Annotated in this window: 19 protein-coding genes and 1 tRNA gene; 8 read left to right on the forward strand and 12 right to left on the reverse strand. The window is 66.7% G+C overall.

What is annotated here, in order from left to right; all coding sequences use genetic code 11:
- Positions 1-114 precede the first annotated feature (114 nt).
- The 6 genes from tolB (at position 115) to A8M77_RS13815 (ending at position 4,376) form a co-directional block, all read left to right on the forward strand.
- Positions 115-1,431 (forward strand): Tol-Pal system beta propeller repeat protein TolB, encoded by a 1,317-nt coding sequence (gene tolB, locus A8M77_RS13790; RefSeq protein WP_238136818.1) that lies wholly within the window; start codon positions 115-117, stop codon positions 1,429-1,431.
- Between the two features lie 23 nt (positions 1,432-1,454).
- On the forward strand, positions 1,455-1,970 hold the full coding sequence (gene pal / locus A8M77_RS13795) for a peptidoglycan-associated lipoprotein Pal (RefSeq protein WP_086922079.1): 516 nt from the start codon (positions 1,455-1,457) through the stop codon (positions 1,968-1,970).
- A complete protein-coding gene (gene ybgF, locus A8M77_RS13800) occupies positions 1,967-2,722 on the forward strand; it encodes a tol-pal system protein YbgF (protein ID WP_086922080.1) in 756 nt (251 codons plus the stop codon). The genes pal and ybgF overlap by 4 nt, the downstream gene beginning before the upstream one ends.
- Before the next feature lie 12 nt (positions 2,723-2,734).
- Positions 2,735-3,550 carry a tRNA threonylcarbamoyladenosine dehydratase gene (locus tag A8M77_RS13805; protein ID WP_086922081.1) on the forward strand — a complete coding sequence of 272 codons (816 nt, stop codon included), beginning with the start codon at positions 2,735-2,737 and terminating at the stop codon, positions 3,548-3,550.
- Between the two features lie 45 nt (positions 3,551-3,595).
- Positions 3,596-3,671, forward strand: a tRNA-Lys gene (locus A8M77_RS13810).
- Positions 3,672-3,845: 174 nt separating this feature from the next.
- Positions 3,846-4,376: an SGNH/GDSL hydrolase family protein gene (locus A8M77_RS13815; RefSeq protein WP_158100930.1), complete on the forward strand. Its 531-nt coding sequence runs from the start codon at positions 3,846-3,848 to the stop codon at positions 4,374-4,376.
- A 6-nt stretch (positions 4,377-4,382) separates the two neighbouring features.
- On the opposite strand, the gene A8M77_RS13820 is transcribed toward A8M77_RS13815, so the two are convergent.
- Complete coding sequence (locus A8M77_RS13820; RefSeq protein ID WP_086922083.1) at positions 4,383-4,910, reverse strand: protein-tyrosine phosphatase family protein; 528 nt, start codon at positions 4,908-4,910, stop codon at positions 4,383-4,385.
- 155 nt (positions 4,911-5,065) lie between these two features.
- Between A8M77_RS13820 and A8M77_RS13825 the strand changes: the two genes are divergently transcribed.
- Positions 5,066-5,263 carry a hypothetical protein gene (locus A8M77_RS13825; protein ID WP_143694596.1) on the forward strand — a complete coding sequence of 66 codons (198 nt, stop codon included), beginning with the start codon at positions 5,066-5,068 and terminating at the stop codon, positions 5,261-5,263.
- 284 nt (positions 5,264-5,547) lie between these two features.
- Positions 5,548-6,117: a GAF domain-containing protein gene (locus tag A8M77_RS13835; RefSeq protein WP_086922086.1), complete on the forward strand. Its 570-nt coding sequence runs from the start codon at positions 5,548-5,550 to the stop codon at positions 6,115-6,117.
- Positions 6,118-6,134: 17 nt separating this feature from the next.
- Here A8M77_RS13835 and A8M77_RS13840 read toward each other — a convergent pair whose 3' ends face one another.
- The 11 genes from A8M77_RS13840 to A8M77_RS13890 form a co-directional block, all read right to left on the reverse strand.
- Positions 6,135-6,341 (reverse strand): hypothetical protein, encoded by a 207-nt coding sequence (locus tag A8M77_RS13840; protein ID WP_086922087.1) that lies wholly within the window; start codon positions 6,339-6,341, stop codon positions 6,135-6,137.
- 163 nt (positions 6,342-6,504) lie between these two features.
- Positions 6,505-7,071 (reverse strand): hypothetical protein, encoded by a 567-nt coding sequence (locus A8M77_RS13845; RefSeq protein WP_238136819.1) that lies wholly within the window; start codon positions 7,069-7,071, stop codon positions 6,505-6,507.
- Positions 7,072-7,097: 26 nt separating this feature from the next.
- Positions 7,098-9,071 (reverse strand): ABC-F family ATP-binding cassette domain-containing protein, encoded by a 1,974-nt coding sequence (locus A8M77_RS13850; protein WP_086922088.1) that lies wholly within the window; start codon positions 9,069-9,071, stop codon positions 7,098-7,100.
- Positions 9,072-9,149: 78 nt separating this feature from the next.
- Positions 9,150-10,013 carry a 50S ribosomal protein L3 N(5)-glutamine methyltransferase gene (gene prmB / locus A8M77_RS13855; protein ID WP_086922089.1) on the reverse strand — a complete coding sequence of 288 codons (864 nt, stop codon included), beginning with the start codon at positions 10,011-10,013 and terminating at the stop codon, positions 9,150-9,152.
- Positions 10,010-11,191 (reverse strand): succinyl-diaminopimelate desuccinylase, encoded by a 1,182-nt coding sequence (dapE, locus tag A8M77_RS13860; RefSeq protein ID WP_086922090.1) that lies wholly within the window; start codon positions 11,189-11,191, stop codon positions 10,010-10,012. The genes prmB and dapE overlap by 4 nt, the downstream gene beginning before the upstream one ends.
- Positions 11,192-11,202: 11 nt before the next feature.
- Positions 11,203-12,351, reverse strand: coding sequence for a PilT/PilU family type 4a pilus ATPase (locus A8M77_RS13865; RefSeq protein WP_086922091.1), 1,149 nt, complete (start codon positions 12,349-12,351; stop codon positions 11,203-11,205).
- Positions 12,352-12,404: 53 nt separating this feature from the next.
- Positions 12,405-13,229 (reverse strand): 2,3,4,5-tetrahydropyridine-2,6-dicarboxylate N-succinyltransferase, encoded by an 825-nt coding sequence (gene dapD / locus A8M77_RS13870; RefSeq protein ID WP_086922092.1) that lies wholly within the window; start codon positions 13,227-13,229, stop codon positions 12,405-12,407.
- 12 nt (positions 13,230-13,241) lie between these two features.
- Entirely contained in the window at positions 13,242-14,447 is a 1,206-nt protein-coding gene (gene dapC, locus A8M77_RS13875; RefSeq protein WP_086922093.1) for a succinyldiaminopimelate transaminase, read from the reverse strand.
- A 75-nt stretch (positions 14,448-14,522) separates the two neighbouring features.
- Positions 14,523-15,872 carry an amino-acid N-acetyltransferase gene (argA, locus tag A8M77_RS13880; protein WP_086922094.1) on the reverse strand — a complete coding sequence of 450 codons (1,350 nt, stop codon included), beginning with the start codon at positions 15,870-15,872 and terminating at the stop codon, positions 14,523-14,525.
- Positions 15,873-15,878: 6 nt separating this feature from the next.
- Positions 15,879-16,286, reverse strand: a complete 408-nt coding sequence (locus tag A8M77_RS13885) for a PIN domain-containing protein (RefSeq protein ID WP_086922095.1) — start codon at positions 16,284-16,286, stop codon at positions 15,879-15,881.
- Positions 16,287-16,290: 4 nt separating this feature from the next.
- Positions 16,291-16,605 carry a DUF6364 family protein gene (locus A8M77_RS13890; RefSeq protein ID WP_086922096.1) on the reverse strand — a complete coding sequence of 105 codons (315 nt, stop codon included), beginning with the start codon at positions 16,603-16,605 and terminating at the stop codon, positions 16,291-16,293.
- Positions 16,606-16,667: the final 62 nt, after the last annotated feature.

Raw genomic sequence — 16,667 nt, forward strand, 5'->3', positions numbered from 1 at the left:
AGGACCGCGCCGGCACATACACGTTTTGTGACGGGTGCTGCACTGCAGTGTGTACCATGTGGCCTCGTTTCATCCGGGCAGGAAACTAAATTCCCGGAAAGCTCTCCGAACCGCATGAAAAAGCCGTTGCAAGAACTCTCCCCAACCCCTTCTTCATCGTTCCTCACCCGCCGCATCCTTGTTGCGGCACTGGCTGCCTCCCCCCTCGTTCCCGCCTTTGCCCAGTTCCGGGTGGAAGTCTCGGGCGTGGGGCTGACGCAGCTGCCGATCGCGCTCGTGCCCTTCAAGGGCGAGGACGGCGCGCCGCAGAAGATCTCGGCCATCGTGCAGGCCGACCTGGAGCGCAGCGGGCAGTTTCGCGGTGTCGATGCCAGCGGTCAGGCGTTGGACGAAAGTTCGCGCCCCGACCTGAGCCTGTGGCGTCAGCGCACGGCCGACTCGCTGGTGGCCGGCAGCGTGACCCGCCTGGGCGATGGCCGCTTCGACGTCAAGTTCCGTCTCTGGGACGTGGTGCGCGGGCAGGACCTCGGCGGCCAGAGCTACACCGTGCCGCAAGGTGACCTGCGACTCGCGGCGCACCGCATCGCCGACTACGTCTACGAGAAACTGACCGGCGAGAAGGGCATCTTCTCCACCCGCATCACCTACGTGACCAAGGCGGGCAGCCGCTATAACCTGTGGGTGGCCGACGCCGACGGCGAGAACGCGCAGGCCGCGCTGGCGAGCCCTGAGCCGATCATTTCGCCGGTCTGGTCTGCCAACGGTTCCCAACTGGCTTACGTGTCCTTTGAATCGCGCAAGCCGGTGGTGTACGTGCACTCTGTCGCCAGCGGACAGCGGCGCCTGGTGGCCAACTTCAAGGGTTCCAACAGTGCGCCGGCCTGGTCACCCGACGGCGGCACGCTGGCTGTGACACTGAGCCGCGACGGCGGCTCGCAGCTCTACACCATCCCTTCGGGTGGCGGTGAGCCTCGGCGCCTCACGCAGAGCAACAGCATCGACACCGAGCCAACCTACTCCGCCGACGGCAGCACCATCTATTTCGTGAGCGATCGTGGCGGTGCGCCGCAGATCTACAAGATGAGCGCCGGCGGTGGCAACCCCACGCGGGTGACCTTCAGCGGAACCTACAACATTTCTCCATCCGTCAGCGCCGACGGCCGGTGGTTGGCCTACATCTCGAGGGTGGGCGGCGCCTTCAAACTTCATGTGATGGAGCTCGCGACCGGCAATGTGGCGGCGCTGACCGACACAACCGCCGATGAGAATCCCAGTTTCGCCCCCAATAGCAAGTTGATCGTCTACGCCACCCAGCTGGGAGGCCGTGAGGCGCTGATGACCACCACGCTGGACGGAAAAATAAAAGCACGACTGGCCGGGCAGGCAGGAGACATCCGTGAACCGGACTGGGGTCCGTTTCAAAAGCAATGAATGATCAACCTGAGGAGTTCGAAATGTTAAGACGTACGATTTATTCGCTGGCCATCGTGGCGCTCATCGCCGGATGCTCGTCCGGCACCAAGCTCAACGATGCGCCGGTGGTGGATCGCGCAGGCGGTACTGGTTCTGGCGGCGCTGCGAGCGGTGTGGCGCCGGTCACGATCGACCCGAACGCGCAGACCGCGCAGGGGCCGGTGGGCGTGGCGCGCATCGTCTATTTCGACTTCGACAGCTACACCATCAAGCCCGAGTTCCAGTCGCTGATCGATGGCCATGCCCGCTTCCTGAAGGCGAACCAGCAGCGCCGCATCTCGATCGAAGGCCACACCGACGAGCGCGGCGGCCGCGAGTACAACCTGGCGCTGGGCCAGAAGCGGTCCGAGGCCGTGCGCCGTGCGCTGGTGCTCCTCGGCGTGTCGGACAACCAGATCGAAGCGGTGAGCTTCGGCAAGGAAAAGCCGGCTGCGCAGGGCGGCGGCGAAGAGGTGTGGGCGCAGAATCGCCGCGCTGAGATCACCTACCGTCGATGAAACGATCCGGATCCCCGCTGCGCGGTGCGGCACTTGCCGCCTTGCTCTTGTGCGCCTCGTTCGGCGCGCAGGCCGCGTTGTTCGAGGACGACGAGGCGCGGCGTGCCATCCTCGACCTGCGCCAGCGCGTCGAGACGATGCGCCAGCAGGCCGAGCAGCGGCAGAACGACGAGAACGCGCAGTTGCGGCGTAGCTTGCTCGAGTTGCAGACGCAGATCGAGCAGATGCGCGGCGATCTGCAGCGCATGACCGGCCAGAACGAGCAGCTCACGCGCACGATCACCGAGATGCAGCAGCGCCAGGGCGAGATCGACAACCGGTTGAAGCAGAGCGAGCCTTCGAAGGTCACCGTCGACGGCCGCGAGTTCTCGGCCGATCCTCGCGAGAAGGCCGACTTCGAGGCCGCACTGGGCGTCTTTCGTGGCGGCCAGTTCGCGCAGGCGCAAACGGCCTTCGCCGAGTTCGTGAAGCGTTACCCGCAAAGCGGCTACAACGCCTCGGCGCTGTTCTGGCTCGGCAATGCGCAGTACGCCACGCGCAATTACAACGAGGCCATCGCCAATTTCCGCTCGATGCTGTCGCTGGCGCCTGACCATGCGAAGGCCCCGGAGGCGGTGCTGTCGATCGCCAACTGCCAGATCGAGCTCAAGGACACGCGCGCGGCGCGGCGCACGCTGGAAGACCTGGTGAAGGCCTACCCGCAGTCGGAGGCCGCGCAGGCCGGACGCGAGCGCCTGTCGCGACTGCGTTGAAGGGGCGCGCAATTGAGCGCCATCGCTGCTGCTGTCGCCGACCTAGGTGAGGCCGACCTGGCCCGCCGATTCGGCGGGCTGGAGCGACTCTATGGTGTGCCGGGTGCGGCCCGCATCCGCGCGGCCCACGTGCTGGTCGCCGGGATCGGCGGCGTCGGTTCCTGGACCGTCGAGGCGCTGGCACGCAGCGGGGTGGGCCGGCTCACCTTGATCGACCTTGACCATATCGCCGAGTCGAACATCAACCGCCAGATCCACGCGCTCGACACCACCGTCGGCCAAGCCAAGGTCGAGGCGATGCGCGAGCGCATCGCGCACATCCATCCGGGCTGCGAGGTGCTGGCGATCGACGACTTCGTCGAGCCCGGTAACTGGGGCTCGCTGCTGGCGGGCGCCGAGGCCGCGAACGGCCCGGTTGCGGCCGTCGTCGATGCCTGCGACCAGGTGCGCGCCAAGCTGGCCATGGCTGCTTGGGCGCGCGACACCGGTACGGGATTCGTCACCGTGGGGGCGGCCGGCGGCAAACGCCTTGCGCACAAGGTGGATATCGACGATCTCGCCGCGGTCACGCATGACCCGCTGCTGGCCCAGTTGCGCCAGCGACTGCGCAAGGAGCACGGCGCACCGCGCGAAGGCAAGAAGATCGGCGTGAACTGCGTCTTCAGCCGCGAGAGCGTCGCGCCACCTGATCCGTCGTGTGCGGTCGACGCGGGAGATGGCTCGCTCAACTGCCATGGTTACGGCTCGGTGGTCAGCGTCACCGCCACCTTCGGGCAATGCGCTGCGGGCTGGGTGCTGGATCGGATCGCGCGCGCGGCAACGCTATAATTGTGGGCTTTGCCGACATCGACGGCAGAGCAGAAAAAGAATCGGGGGACGTTAGCTCAGTTGGTAGAGCAGCGGACTTTTAATCCGTTGGTCACAAGTTCGAATCTTGTACGTCCTACCACCCGAAATGCCTTGATGTGATGGGCTTCCGATGCCAGTTTCCACATCTGCGAACGCTGCAGCGCTCGTCTTCGCCGTCGTTGTTCTGGTTGGTTGTGCTGCCCCGAAGCCCCAGGCTCCAGTGGTTGACCTGCCTGCTCAGCTCCACCGTCCGCAGCCGACGCACGATTGCAGCGTGACCCTGTACGGCGACAGCATCCTCCACGGCGTGGCGGACGCTGCAGGGAAGTCCCGCCTCGAGGAGCACCCCGCTGAAGTCATCGAGCGTCTGCGGCCGGCTTACCTGGTCATCGATCGCACTGTGCCGGGCGATTTCGTCGTCTACCGTTCCAGCCAGTTCCACCGCGAGCGCATCGGCACCCGTCTGGTGGTCATCGAACACGGCATGAATGACGCCAGCCAGCGTTTCGACTATGCGGAGCCATTGCGGAAGATGGTCCGCCGCGTCAAATCGCTCGGCAAGACCCCGATCGTCACCGGCCTGTCGCGGTCTGCCATCGGCACGCGCGACGCCTACGATGCCCTGGCGCGGCGGATCGCTTCGGAAGAAGGGGTGGTCTTCGCCAACTGGGGCGCCGTGGCCATGACCAGCGAGGACCTGATGGACGGGCTCCATCCGCGGCAGGCCTATTCCACGCGCCTCGCCGAGCAACTCGTGAGGGCACTCGACCAAGCGGCGCCGGAATGCGTCACGGCGACACGCTAGCCTCCCTCAGCGCCGGCCGCGCTCATAGGCCAACGCCTTGAACTGCGCAAAGCTCGGCACATCCCATTCGACGTCCTGGGAGAAGCGATAGCTCTCCAGCCAGGCCGACCAGCAGGCAAACTGCGGCGGGGAGGGCGCGACGACCGGGCGCTGCTTCTTCATCAGCGCCAGCGCCTCGAGGGGCGGCTGCCCGCGGTGTACCAGCAGGCACAGTGCCAACGTGGCGGAGCGGCCGATGCCGTACTCGCAATGGATGAGCACTCGCTGCCCCTGGTCGAGGAATTCGTTGGCGAAGCGGATGCCATGCTCCAGATCCGGGGTTTCCACGGGGTGCATGTCGGACGTGGGCAGATGCAGCAGGGTGATGCCGTGCCGGTGGTACAACTGCGCATCCGGCATCGCTTCGCCCCTGAGGTCGATCACGGCCTGGATTCGATGCTCGCGTGCAAGCATCTCCGCACACTCGGAGGGAAAGCTGCCGCCGACGGCGATCAGCTCGGTGATCCAGTTGAAATTGGGTTGCCAAGCGTCCACGAAAAAACTCTAGCGCCTCCGGGTCAAGAGCCGTGTAAGCGCATGTCCGGGCCAAGGATATGACTCCATCACCGTGGTTTTGGAGGCCGAAAGTTCTAAAAAATCCGTGCATTACTACCTTGGTTTAAATCCATGAAGTAAGCACAATGGTTTACATGATGACGAACCAAGCCCACTCCGTCGCCCACGAATGGTGGAAAGACCACAGCGATCCGGCCGAGCAGCGCGCCTTTCTCGCGTCCTACCGCGCAGCCCAGCGCACCGAGCGTGCCGTGGCTTGGCGGCGCAACGTGATGCTGGGTTTTCTCGCACTGGCCGTCCCGATCCTGGTTCGCCTGGTCAGCACCTTGTGATGGTGCTGGAGGACGACCTCCACCTTGCGCGCCTGAGCAGCGACGATCTCCACGAGGTTGCCGAAGAGCTGCTTCGACGTGCGGCGACGCAAGGCGATGCGACCGCGTCTCTGGTTGCGAAGGCCATCGAATCGGTGGCCCGCCAGCGACGCGCCGCTGCTGCCGCGCGCGAACGAGTGCTTGCTGCGCGCAGAGCCTGGGCTCCCCTGCGGCGGGCCGCCGAGTGGGCTTCATCGCGTCGCTAGCCCGGATGCGGCCTCGGGGCGCTGGCTAGAATCGTCCGCATGTCTTTTCACGATGCCGACTACGCGCTTGACGCGTTCGAAGTCACGATTTCCCAACTGCTGGTGGCAACAAGTGACAGTGCTGACGAATTGATCGATTCGTCGGTGGGCGAAGTGCTCCGACTCCTGCGTGAGCATCTGCAGATGGACGTCGCCTTCGTCTCCGAGTTTTGCGACGGCCGACGCGTGTTCAGGCGTGTCGATGCCCGACCCCAGGCGCGGGTGATTGAAGCAGGGCAGTCCTCGTCGCTGGAGGAGTCTTTCTGCCAACGCGTGGTTGACGGGCGTTTGCCACAGTTGATTCACGACGTCGCGGCGCTGCCTTCCGCCTCCGAATTACCTCCCACGCCATTCCCCGTCGGTGCGCACTTGAGCACGCCGATCGTGCTGGATGACGGGCGTGTCTACGGCACCATCTGCTGCTTCAGTTTTGCGCCGAACGAGCAATTGACGCAGCGTGACCTGAAGAAGCTCGAAATGTCGGCGCAGTTGACGGCCAAGAAGATCAACGAGCGTCGCGCTCGCGACCCGTCGAAGGCGACAGCCGACTGGTTGCTGGCGCCGCAGTAACAGCGACGCCGCTGAGCTCAGTTCTCGGGCTGGGCACTCGCGATCGCTGATACGAGGCCGACGGCGCTCGCGCGCAGCAACTCCTGCCGCAACGCAGCTTCCAGCTGCCGACGTGCAACGTCCGGCCGCTCATGGTCGTATTCCTCGTCCAGCTCGCAGTGCAGGTAGTAGTCAACTCTTGCCATGAGCCTTTCCACCGACGCTGCGAGATCCGTCTCATTCATCGTGCACTCCTCGCCTCGATCTTGAATCTTGACTCCGGGCCCACTCCTTGAGGGAGTGTTGTTGTTATGCCGCCATTATCGCCCGCTGGCCAATGGCACTTTTTCCCGCTCCGTGGTAGGCCAATGTCCTGTGGGGATAAGCATGCAGAAAGATACATCGGTTTCAGTGCCATCGCAGGCCAGGCCAGCCCCGCCGCCGATGGCTGGCCGGTACCGGTGGGGCCGTGCTTTCCGGCGCGCCAGGAGCCGGTAGCAGATGACGGACCGATTGCGCCACCTGGACGCAATCCCGGATGTGAAGCTCGCCCAAGGCACGCAGCGCGGCGTAGCCGATGGCTGCCGACACGACCTGGCCCGCGACGGGCACGTACTTGGTGGCCTGCTTCGCAGTGAGGCGGATACCGGCATGGCGGGCCAGCTTGAGAAGGAGCTCGCGCGTCACCAGCTTCCCCACAAGCAGGGCGCCGGCCGCGGTGGCGGCCTGCTGGATGCGATCGCGATGGTGGGGTGCCAGGCCCTGGAGCTGGGTCACCGACAGGCCGAATTCGGCGCTGATCTTCGGGATGAGCCGGGACAGCAGCGCGGCGTCGGCGACCCAGTCTACGCCCGGAAGGGGCACCGCGCTGGCTGCTGCAGCGATCAGGGCCTTGCGCCCGAGCAGGCGCCGGCTGCGCTGGATCGCCGCAATCAGCTGCGGATCACCGCGTGCGAGTTCGATGGCCGAGGGCATGGTCTGCCGGAGGCTATCACGTCCGGTCAGCCCGCGGTCAGTGTCTCGATTTGATCCGACAAGGCCAGCCAGCGCTCCTCGAGCTGGCCGATTTCGTCGTTCAGCGCCTTGAGGCGGCGGCCGGCTTCGGCGATCTCGGCAGCCGGAAGTGGCGCCGACAGCCGTGCCTCGAGCGTTGCCTTCTCGGCGGCGGCGGCTGCAAGCCGTTCGTCCAACTGCTGCAGCTCGCGCCTGAGGGGCTTGGCCTGGCTGCTGCGTTGCTGGCGCTCCTGCGCCGCCGCCTGGGGCGATGATGCCGCGGCCGGTGCTGCGGACGGCGCGGGACTGGCGGTTTCGCGCGAAGCCAGCTTCGCTTCCTCCCTGAGGCGCCGGGCTTCCTCCAGCAGGTAGCGCTGGTAGTCGTCGAGGTCGCCGTCGAAATCGCCCACGCGCCCGCGACCCACCAGCCAGAACTCGTCGCAGACCGAGCGCAGCAGGGCGCGGTCGTGGCTGACCAGCATCAGCGTGCCCTCGAACTCGTTGAGGGCCACCGCCAGGGCCTCGCGCGTGGCCAGGTCCAGGTGGTTGGTCGGCTCGTCGAGCAGCAACAGGTTGGGCCGTTGCCAGACCATCATGGCCAGCACCAGGCGCGCCTTCTCGCCGCCGCTCATGGTGCCGACGGACTGCTTGACCATGTCGCCGCTGAAATTGAAGCTGCCGAGGAAGCCGCGCAGATCCTGCTCGCCGGTGCGCTCGCGGGTGGAGCCCAGCTCGCGCGCCAGGCGCACCATGTGCTCGAGCGGCGTGTCCTGCGGGCGCAGCACGTCCAGCTCCTGCTGGGCGAAGTAGCCGATGTTCAGGCCCTTGCCCTCGGTCACCGTGCCGGCGAGCGCGCCCATCTCGCGGGCGACGGTCTTGACCAGCGTGGACTTGCCCTGGCCGTTGGCGCCCAGGATGCCGATGCGCTGGCCGGCCAGGACCGAGCGGTTCACGCCGCGGAGGATGGTCTTCGGCGGGGCATCGTCCTGCTGGTAGCCGAAGCTCGCCTCGCTGATGGTGAGCATCGGATTCGGGATGTTGCCCGGCTCCTTGAACTCGAAGCTGAATTCCGCTTCGGCCAGCAGCGGCGCCACTTTTTCCATGCGTTCCAGCGCCTTGACCCGGCTCTGCGCCTGCTTGGCCTTGCTGGCCTTGGCCTTGAAGCGGTCGATGAATTTCTGCAGGTGGGCGATCTTCTCCTGCTGCTTCTCGTAGGCGGACTGTTGCAGCTCCAGTTGCTGCGCACGCAGGGTCTCGAAGGCGCTGTAGTTGCCGCCGTAGCGGGTGAGCTGCTCGTGCACGATGTGCAGCGTGACGTCGGTCACCGCGTCGAGGAACTCGCGGTCGTGGCTGATCACGACCATGGTGCCCGGGTATTTCTGCAGCCAGGATTCGAGCCAGACCAGGGCGTCCAGGTCCAGGTGGTTGGTCGGCTCGTCGAGCAGCAGCAGGTCGCTCGGGCACATCAGCGCACGCGCCAGCTGCAGGCGCATGCGCCAGCCGCCGGAAAAGCTGTTGACGGGCTGGTCGAGCTCGTGGACCTTGAAGCCCAGGCCCAGGATCAACGCCTGCGCCCGCGGCACGGCGTCGTGCTCGCCGGCATCGTGCAGGTCGGTGTAGGCGTGGGCCAAGGCCATGCCAATTTCGGCATCGTCGGGGTTGGTCTCGTGGCCGGCCTCGGCACGCGCCAGCGCCTCGCGCAGCTCCACGAGGCGCGTGTCGCCGCCGACCACGAAGTCGGTGGCGGACTCCTCGGTCTCGGGCATGTTCTGCGCGACTTGGGCCAGGCGCCAGGCGGCGGGCATCGAGAAATCGCCACCGTCTTCGTGCAGCGTGCCGTTGAAGAGGGCGAATAGGGTGGACTTGCCGGCACCGTTGCGGCCCACCAGGCCGACCTTCTCGCCTGGATTGATGGTGACGCTCGCGCCGTTCAGCAGCACCTTGGCGCTGCGGCGCAGGATGACGTTCTTGAGGGTGATCATGTCAGCGCCCGCCCGGCCGCCCGAAGGGCGCGAGCCCTCGGGGGCAGCGATACACGAAGTGATGAGCGTGGGGGTATTTCATATCAGGGAATCGCGGGTGACCAGGAGCACCTGGTCGTCGCCCGCGCTGGTGGCGAGCCACACCACCTCGAGTTTCGGGAAGGCCGCCTCGAAATGCGCGCGCTCGTTGCCGATCTCCAGCACCAGCACCGCGTGTTCGCTCATGCGGGAAGGCGCGTCGGCCAGCAGCTGGCGAACGAAATCCATGCCGTCGGAGCCGCCGGCCAGCGCCAGCTCGGGCTCGGCGCGGTATTCGTCAGGCAGCGCGGCCATGCTCTGCGCGTTGACGTAGGGCGGGTTGCACAGGATGAGGTCGTAGGGGCCGGGCAGTACGGCGAGGCCATCGGAACCGATCAGCGTGATGCGTTCGTCGAGTTGGTGCCGCGTGACGTTGATGGCCGCCACCTCCAACGCCGTGGTCGAGAGGTCAGCCGCATCGACACGGACTTCGGGGTAGATCATGGCCGCCAGCACGGCCAGGCTGCCGTTGCCGGTGCACAAATCCAGCACCCGCTGCGTATCCTCACTCAGCCAGGGGTCGATGCTGCCGTCGGCCAGCAGCTCCGCAATGAAGCTGCGCGGAACGATGGCGCGTTCGTCGACATAGAAGGGCACGCCCTGGAGCCAAGCCTCCCTCGTAAGGTAGGCCGCGGGCTTGCGCGTGGCGATGCGCATGGCCAGCAGCTCCGCCACGCGGGCGGCATCGGTCGGCGACACCGGGCGCTCAGCCGCTTCGTCCAGTCCGTCCAGCGGCAGTCCCAGGCGCCACAGCACGAGCCACGCCGCCTCGTCGAAGGCGTTTGTCGTGCCGTGGCCGAAGGCAACGCCGGCCTCGGCCAGCTGCTTCTCGCCGGCCTCGATCAGCTCGATAACGGTGCTCATACGTTCTGGAGCGCTTCGAGCCGATCCAGCGTGCGTTGATAGATGTTCTTGAGCTGTTCGATCTCGCCGACGGCGATGTGCTCGTCGATCTTGTGAATGCTGGCGTTGACCGGTCCCAGCTCGACCACCTGCCGGCAGATACGCGCAATGAAGCGCGCATCGCTGGTGCCGCCGCTGGTGGAGAGCTCGGTCTCGATGCCTGTCTCGTCGCGGATGGCTTGCTGCACGGCGGCCACCAGCTCGCCCGGCGTGGTCAGGAAGGGCAGGCCGCCCACGGTCCAGGCCAGGGTGTAGTCCAGGCCGTGCGCGTCGAGCACGCCCTTCACCCGGGCCTGGAGCGACTCGGGGCTGGCCTCGGTCGAGAAGCGGAAGTTGAAGTCGATCACCGCGCTCCCGGGGATCACGTTGCTGGCGCCGGTGCCCGCATGGATGTTGCTGATCTGCCAGCTGGTCGGCTGGAAGTAGGGGTTGGCCGCCACATCCCAGCCGCCCGCGGCATTGATGGCGACCAGTTCGGCCAGCGCCGGCGCGAAGGCATGGACGGGGTTCTTCGCCAGATGCGGGTAGGCGATATGGCCCTGCACGCCCTTGACGGTGAGCCGGCCGCTCATGGTGCCGCGCCGGCCGTTCTTGATCATGTCGCCACAGCGCTCCACCGACGTGGGCTCGCCCACGATGCAGTAGTCGATGCGCTGGCCACGCGCGGCCAGCGCGTCGCAGACCACCGCCGTGCCGTCCGTTGCCGGGCCCTCCTCGTCGCTGGTGAGCAGCAGGGCCAGGCCCAGGCGCGGGTCCGGCGTGGTGGCCAGGAAGTCCTCGATGGCAACGACGAAGGCAGCCAGGGAGCTCTTCATGTCGCAGGCGCCGCGACCGTAGAGCCGGCCGTCGCGGTGCGTGGGCGCGAAGGGCGGACTGGTCCACTGTTCCAGCGGTCCGGTGGGCACCACGTCGGTGTGGCCGGCGAAGACCAGGGTACGCACTGCATCGCCGGAGGCGCTGCCGGGCCGCAGCGCCCAGAGGTTGGTCACGCGGAAGTCCGCAGGGCCGCTTTCGATGGTCTCGAGATGAAAGCCCAGCGGCGCCAGCCGCTCGCCGAGGATCTGTTGGCAGCCCGCATCGTCCGGGGTGACGGAGGGGCGGGAGATCAGTTGTTCGGCGAGCGGGAGGGTGCGGGACATGGAAAAGGGAGCTAGTGGCGGACGTCGAGCGTGATGTCCGTGAAGGAGGGTTCGTCCACCTGATCGAGCAGGGCGCGCTCTTCCTTGTGCGACGGCGCGGCGTTGCGGTTCTGCAGGCGCCACATCAGGTTGGTCGGGGAGTCGGCCTGCGACAGGCCTTCGTCGCGGGTGATCCGGTCCTCGATGATGAGGCGGGCGATGTCTTCCTCGAAGGTCTGCGAGCCCTCGGCCATGGACTGCTCCATGGCTTCCTTGACGCCCGAGAAATCGCCCTTGCCGATCAGCTCGGCGACCAGCGCCGTGTTGAGCATCACCTCGAGCGCCGGCACACGGCTGCCAACAGGCGTGCGCAGCAGGCGCTGCGCGATGATCGCACGCAGCGCACCGCTCAGGTCGTTCAGCAGGGTGGGGCGCACCTCCACCGGATAGAAGCTCAGGATGCGGTTGAGCGCGCGGTAGCTGTTGTTGGCATGCAGCGTGGCCACGCACAGGTGGCCCGACTGGGCGTAGGCGATCGCGGCCGTCATGGTCTCGCGGTCGCGGATCTCGCCGATCTGGATCACGTCCGGCGCCTGACGCAGCGCATTCTTGAGCGCGATCTGCAGCGACTGGGTGTCGCTGCCCACGTCCCGCTGGTTCACCATCGACTTCTTGTTGGTGAAGGTGAACTCGATCGGTTCCTCGACGGTGAGGATGTGGCCGCTGGCGTTCTCGTTGCGGTAGTCCAGCATGGAGGCCAGTGTGGTGCTCTTGCCGGCGCCGGTGGAACCCACCATCAGGATCAGGCCGCGCTTCTCCATCACCAGTGTCTTGAGGATGTCAGGCAGGTTGAGCTCTTCGAAGGCCGGGATGACGGAGGCGATGTGCCGGACCACCACTGCATAACTGCCGCGTTGGCGCATCCCGCTGACGCGGAAGTTGCCCGCACCTTCGAGGGCGATCGCCATGTTGAGCTCGCCGGTTCGCTGCAACTCGGCGATGCGCTCCTCCGGCACGACCTCGGCCAGCAAGGCCAGCGGCGCCTCGGGCGGCAGCACCTGCGCATTGATCGGCACGCAGTTGCCGTTGATCCGGATCAGCGCCGGGGAGTGCGCCGACAGGTAGATGTCGGATGCCTTGCGCTCGGCCATCAGGCGAAGAATTCTCTCCATCGTCTTCATCGGCTCACTCCTGCAGCGGTGTTGTGAAAGCGGGTGTTCGGCGGTGCGGCGGATCAGTCCCGCAGCAGGTCGTTCAGCGAGGTCTTGGCACGCGTCTGCGCGTCGACGCGCTTGACGATGATCGCGGCATACAGGCTGTACTTGCCGTTGTCCTTGGGCAGGGTGCCGCTGATGACCACCGAGCCGGCCGGGACGCGGCCATAGCTCACCTGGCCCGTGGCGCGGTCGTAGATGGGGGTGCTCTGGCCGATGTACACGCCCATCGAGAGCACGGAGTTCTCTTCGATCACCACGCCCTCGACCACCTCGGAGCGGGCGCCGATGAAGCAGTTGTCCTCGATGATGGTCGGGCCGGCCTGCAGCGGCTCCAGCACGCCGCCGATGCCCACGCCGCCCGAGAGGTGGACGTTGGCACCGATCTGGGCGCAGGAGCCGACGGTGGCCCAGGTGTCGACCATGGTGCCTTCGCCCACGTAGGCGCCGATGTTCACGTAAGAGGGCATCAGGATCGCGCCCTTGGCGATGTAGCTGCCGCGGCGCGCCACGGCGGGCGGCACGATGCGCACGCCGGACTCCTTGAGCTCGTTGGCGGAGAGATGCGAGAACTTGGTCGGCACCTTGTCGTAGAAGCCCAGCGCGCCGGCCTGCATCTGTTCGTTGTCGCGCAGGCGGAAGGACAGCAGCACCGCCTTCTTGATCCACTGGTGCACGGTCCACTGGCCCACGGCCTCGCGGGTGGCGACGCGCAGCTGGCCGTTGTTGAGCTCGGCGATCACATGCTCGACCGCGTCGCGGACCTCCTTCGGGGCGCTGGTGGCGGAGATGTTGGCGCGGTCTTCCCACGCGGCGTCGATGGTCTGCTGGAGTTGTTGAGTCATGAGAATCCGGGCTCAGCGGCCCTGTTGAATGAACTGGACAATGCGCCGCGCGGCCTCCACGCACTCCTTGGTGCTGGCCACGAGCGCCATGCGGACCCGGCCCCGGCCGGGGTTGGCGCCTTGGGCGTCGCGTGCCAGATAGCTGCCCGGCAACACGGTCACATTGTATTGAGCGTAGAGGTCGCGGGCGAAGGCGGTGTCGTCGCCATCCCACGCTTCGGGCACCCCGGCCCAGAGGTAGAAACTGGCGTCAGGCAGGTGCACGTCCAGCACCGGCTCGAGGAGAGGCATCACGGCCGCGAACTTGGCGCGGTACTGGGCGCGGTTGTCGACCACGTGGAGCTCGTCGCCCCAGGCGGCGATGCTGGCCGCCGCCACCGCGCCGCTCATGGCGCTGCCGTGGTAGGTGCGGTAGAGCAGAAACTGCTTCAGGACCGCGGCATCGCCGGCCACGAAGCCGCTGCGCAGCCCGGGCACGTTGCTGCGCTTGGACAGCGACGTCAGGGTCACCAGGCGGCGAAAGTCGCCGCGGCCCAGCTTCGATGCCGCTTCGAGGCCGCCCAGCGGGGGGTCGTCGCGGAAGTAGATTTCGCTGTAGCACTCGTCCGAGGCGATGACGAAGCCGTGCCGGTCGGATAGGGCGAAGAGCTTTTCCCATTCGTTTAGCGGCATCACCGCACCGGTGGGGTTGCCTGGCGAGCAGACGTACACCAGCTGGGTGCGAGCCCAGACCTCGGTGGGCACGCTGCCCCAATCGACGGCGAAGTTGCGTTCTGGCACGCTGGGCGCGTAGCAGGGTTCGGCACCTGCCAGCAGCGCGGCGCCCTCGTAGATCTGATAGAAGGGATTGGGTGACACCACGATCGGCGCCGGCTGCGCGCTGGCATCCACCACCGTCTGCGCGAGCGAGAACAGGGCTTCGCGCGAGCCGTTGACTGGAAGCACCTGGGTCGCGGGGTCGAGCGCCAGGTCGTAGCGGCGCTGAACCCAGCCGGTGAAGGCCTCGCGCAGCGGCAATTCACCCGCGGTCGCGGGGTAGACCGACAGCGTGGCAAGGCTGTCGCGCAGGGCGTCCTGGATGAATGCCGGCGTCGCATGCTTGGGCTCGCCGATGCCGAGGCTGATCGGCTGGTATGCGGGGTCAGGCGTGACGCCCGAGAAGAGTTCGCGCAGGCGCGCGAAGGGGTAGGGCTGCAGCTTGGCGAGCAGGGGATTCATGAGGGTGATTATCCGCGTCGCCCTGGTCGCTGCATCCGGGCCAGGGCTCAGGAGGCTTGTGGTCCTGGGCCCGCGTCAGCCGAGCTTCTTGACCAGCACCTGGCTCTTGCGGTCCCAGTTGTACTTGCGCTTGCGCGCCTCGGGCAGCCAGTCGGGGTTGACCTGCTGGAAGCCGCGCTTGAGGAACCAGTGCATGGTGCGCGTGGTGAGCACGAAGATGCTGTCCAGCCCGCTGGCCTTGGCGCGATGCTCGATGCGCTTGAGGATGCGCTCGCCGTCGCCTTGGGACTGCGATTGTGGTGATACGGTCAGCGCCGCCATCTCGGCCGTCTTCGCCTCGGGGTAGGGGTACAGGGCCGCGCAGCCGAAGATCACGCCGTCGTGCTCGATCACCGTGTACTGGCCGATGTCGCGCTCGATCTCGGTGCGGCTGCGCTTGACCAGGGTGCCATCGCGCTCGAAGGGTTCGATCAGCTGGATGATGCCGCCGATGTCGTCCGCCGTCGCCTCGCGCAGCGACTCGAGCTTCTCGTCGATCACCATGGTGCCGATGCCGTCGTGCACGTACACCTCCAGCAGCAGCGAACCATCCACCGCGAAGGGGATGATGTGGTTGCGCTCCACGCCCGCCTCGCAGGCTTTCACGCAGTGCTGCAGGTAGAAGGCGGTGTCGGTCGGACGCTGCGCCGGCGCGAGCGAGGCCAGCAGCTTGCGGGCGCTGTCCAGCGGCAGCTCGGTGTCGATCGGGTTCTCCTCGCTGATGGGCAGGTCGGGATCCTGCGGGATGCCAGGCACCTCGGTCAGGAAGATCAGCTTGTCGGCCTGGATCGAGATCGCCACGCTTGTTGCGACCTCTTCCATGGTGAGGTTGAAGGCCTCGCCGGTGGGCGAGAAGCCGAAGGGCGACATCAGCACCATCGCGCCGAAGTCGAGCCCGCGGCGGATGCCGGCGGCATCGACCTTGCGCACCAGGCCCGAATGCTGGAAATCGACCCCGTCCACCACGCCGACCGGCCGCGCGGTGATGAAGTTGCCCGAGATCATGCGCACGGTGGAGCCGGCCATCGGCGTGTTCGGCAGGCCCTGGCTGAAGGCGGCCTCGATCTCGTAGCGCAGCTGGCCGGCTGCCTCCTGCGCGCAGTCGAGCGCGACCTCGTCCGTGATGCGGATGCCGTGCGAGTACCTCGCCTCGTGCCCCTTGGCGCGCAACTGCTCGTTGACCTGCGGCCGGAAGCCGTGCACCAGCACCACCTTGACGCCCATGCTCTGGATCAGCGCGAGGTCCTGCGCAATGCTGGGCAGCTTGCCCGCCGCGATGGCCTCGCCCGCCATCGCGACCACGAAGGTCTTGCCGCGGTGCATGTGGATGTAGGGCGCCACCGAGCGGAACCAGGGGACGAAAGTGAAGTTGAAGACGGTGGACATGAGGCGTCAGAGAAATGGATTGACGAGCTTCAGCGGGCCGAACTCCTGCCCGTGCTGCAAGTCTTCGCTGTAGAGGGTGGTGGCGCCGCTGCGCAAGGCGGCCTGCACGATCATGGCATCGAAGATGGACAACCGATGCTGCACGGACATGGCCATCGCACCGTGAAACAGCTTGAGGTCGCTGTCGACCACGGGCCAGAGGGTGTAGGCCTGGACCAGCTCGGACGCGATCAGGTCCGGCACCTTCTGCTGTCGCGTCAATACGCTGAACAACTCGATCAGCACCTGCGTGCTGACGGTACCGGTGCTCGCGGCGCTGGCGGTGGCCACCAGCTCACGGGCGAGGGCCTGCTTGCCGACGTCGCGCGGATCGACGCAGTAGACCAGCACATTGGTGTCGAAGAAGACGGGCATTCGGCTAGCGCGAGTCCCGGCGGGGCGCCTGTCGGTCGCGTTGGCGGAAGTCGCCTGCGTAGAGCTCGTCCCGCAGCGTGCGGCGGGGGAGGCTGTCGTCGGCAGGCGCGGGGCGCGCCTGCGCGGCGGCCGTATCGATCGCTGCCATCAGCCGCGCCGTGGCTTCGCTGCGGCGCCGCTGCTGCGTGTCGTCGCTTTCGTTGACGTACTGCTGCAGGAATTCGCGCACCTTGGCGCTGAGCGAGGTGCCTTGCTGGATGGCACGCACCCGGGCCTGCTTGATCAGCTCGTCGTCGACGGAGATGGTGAGGTTGGACATGACTGCTCCTGTCGCGATGTTACACGGAAAGCTGTGAATCCGTGAATCTGTGGAGCCAGGCA

Origin of the sequence: Variovorax sp. JS1663 (assembly GCF_002157355.1) — a bacterium.
Lineage (GTDB): Bacteria > Pseudomonadota > Gammaproteobacteria > Burkholderiales > Burkholderiaceae_C > Variovorax.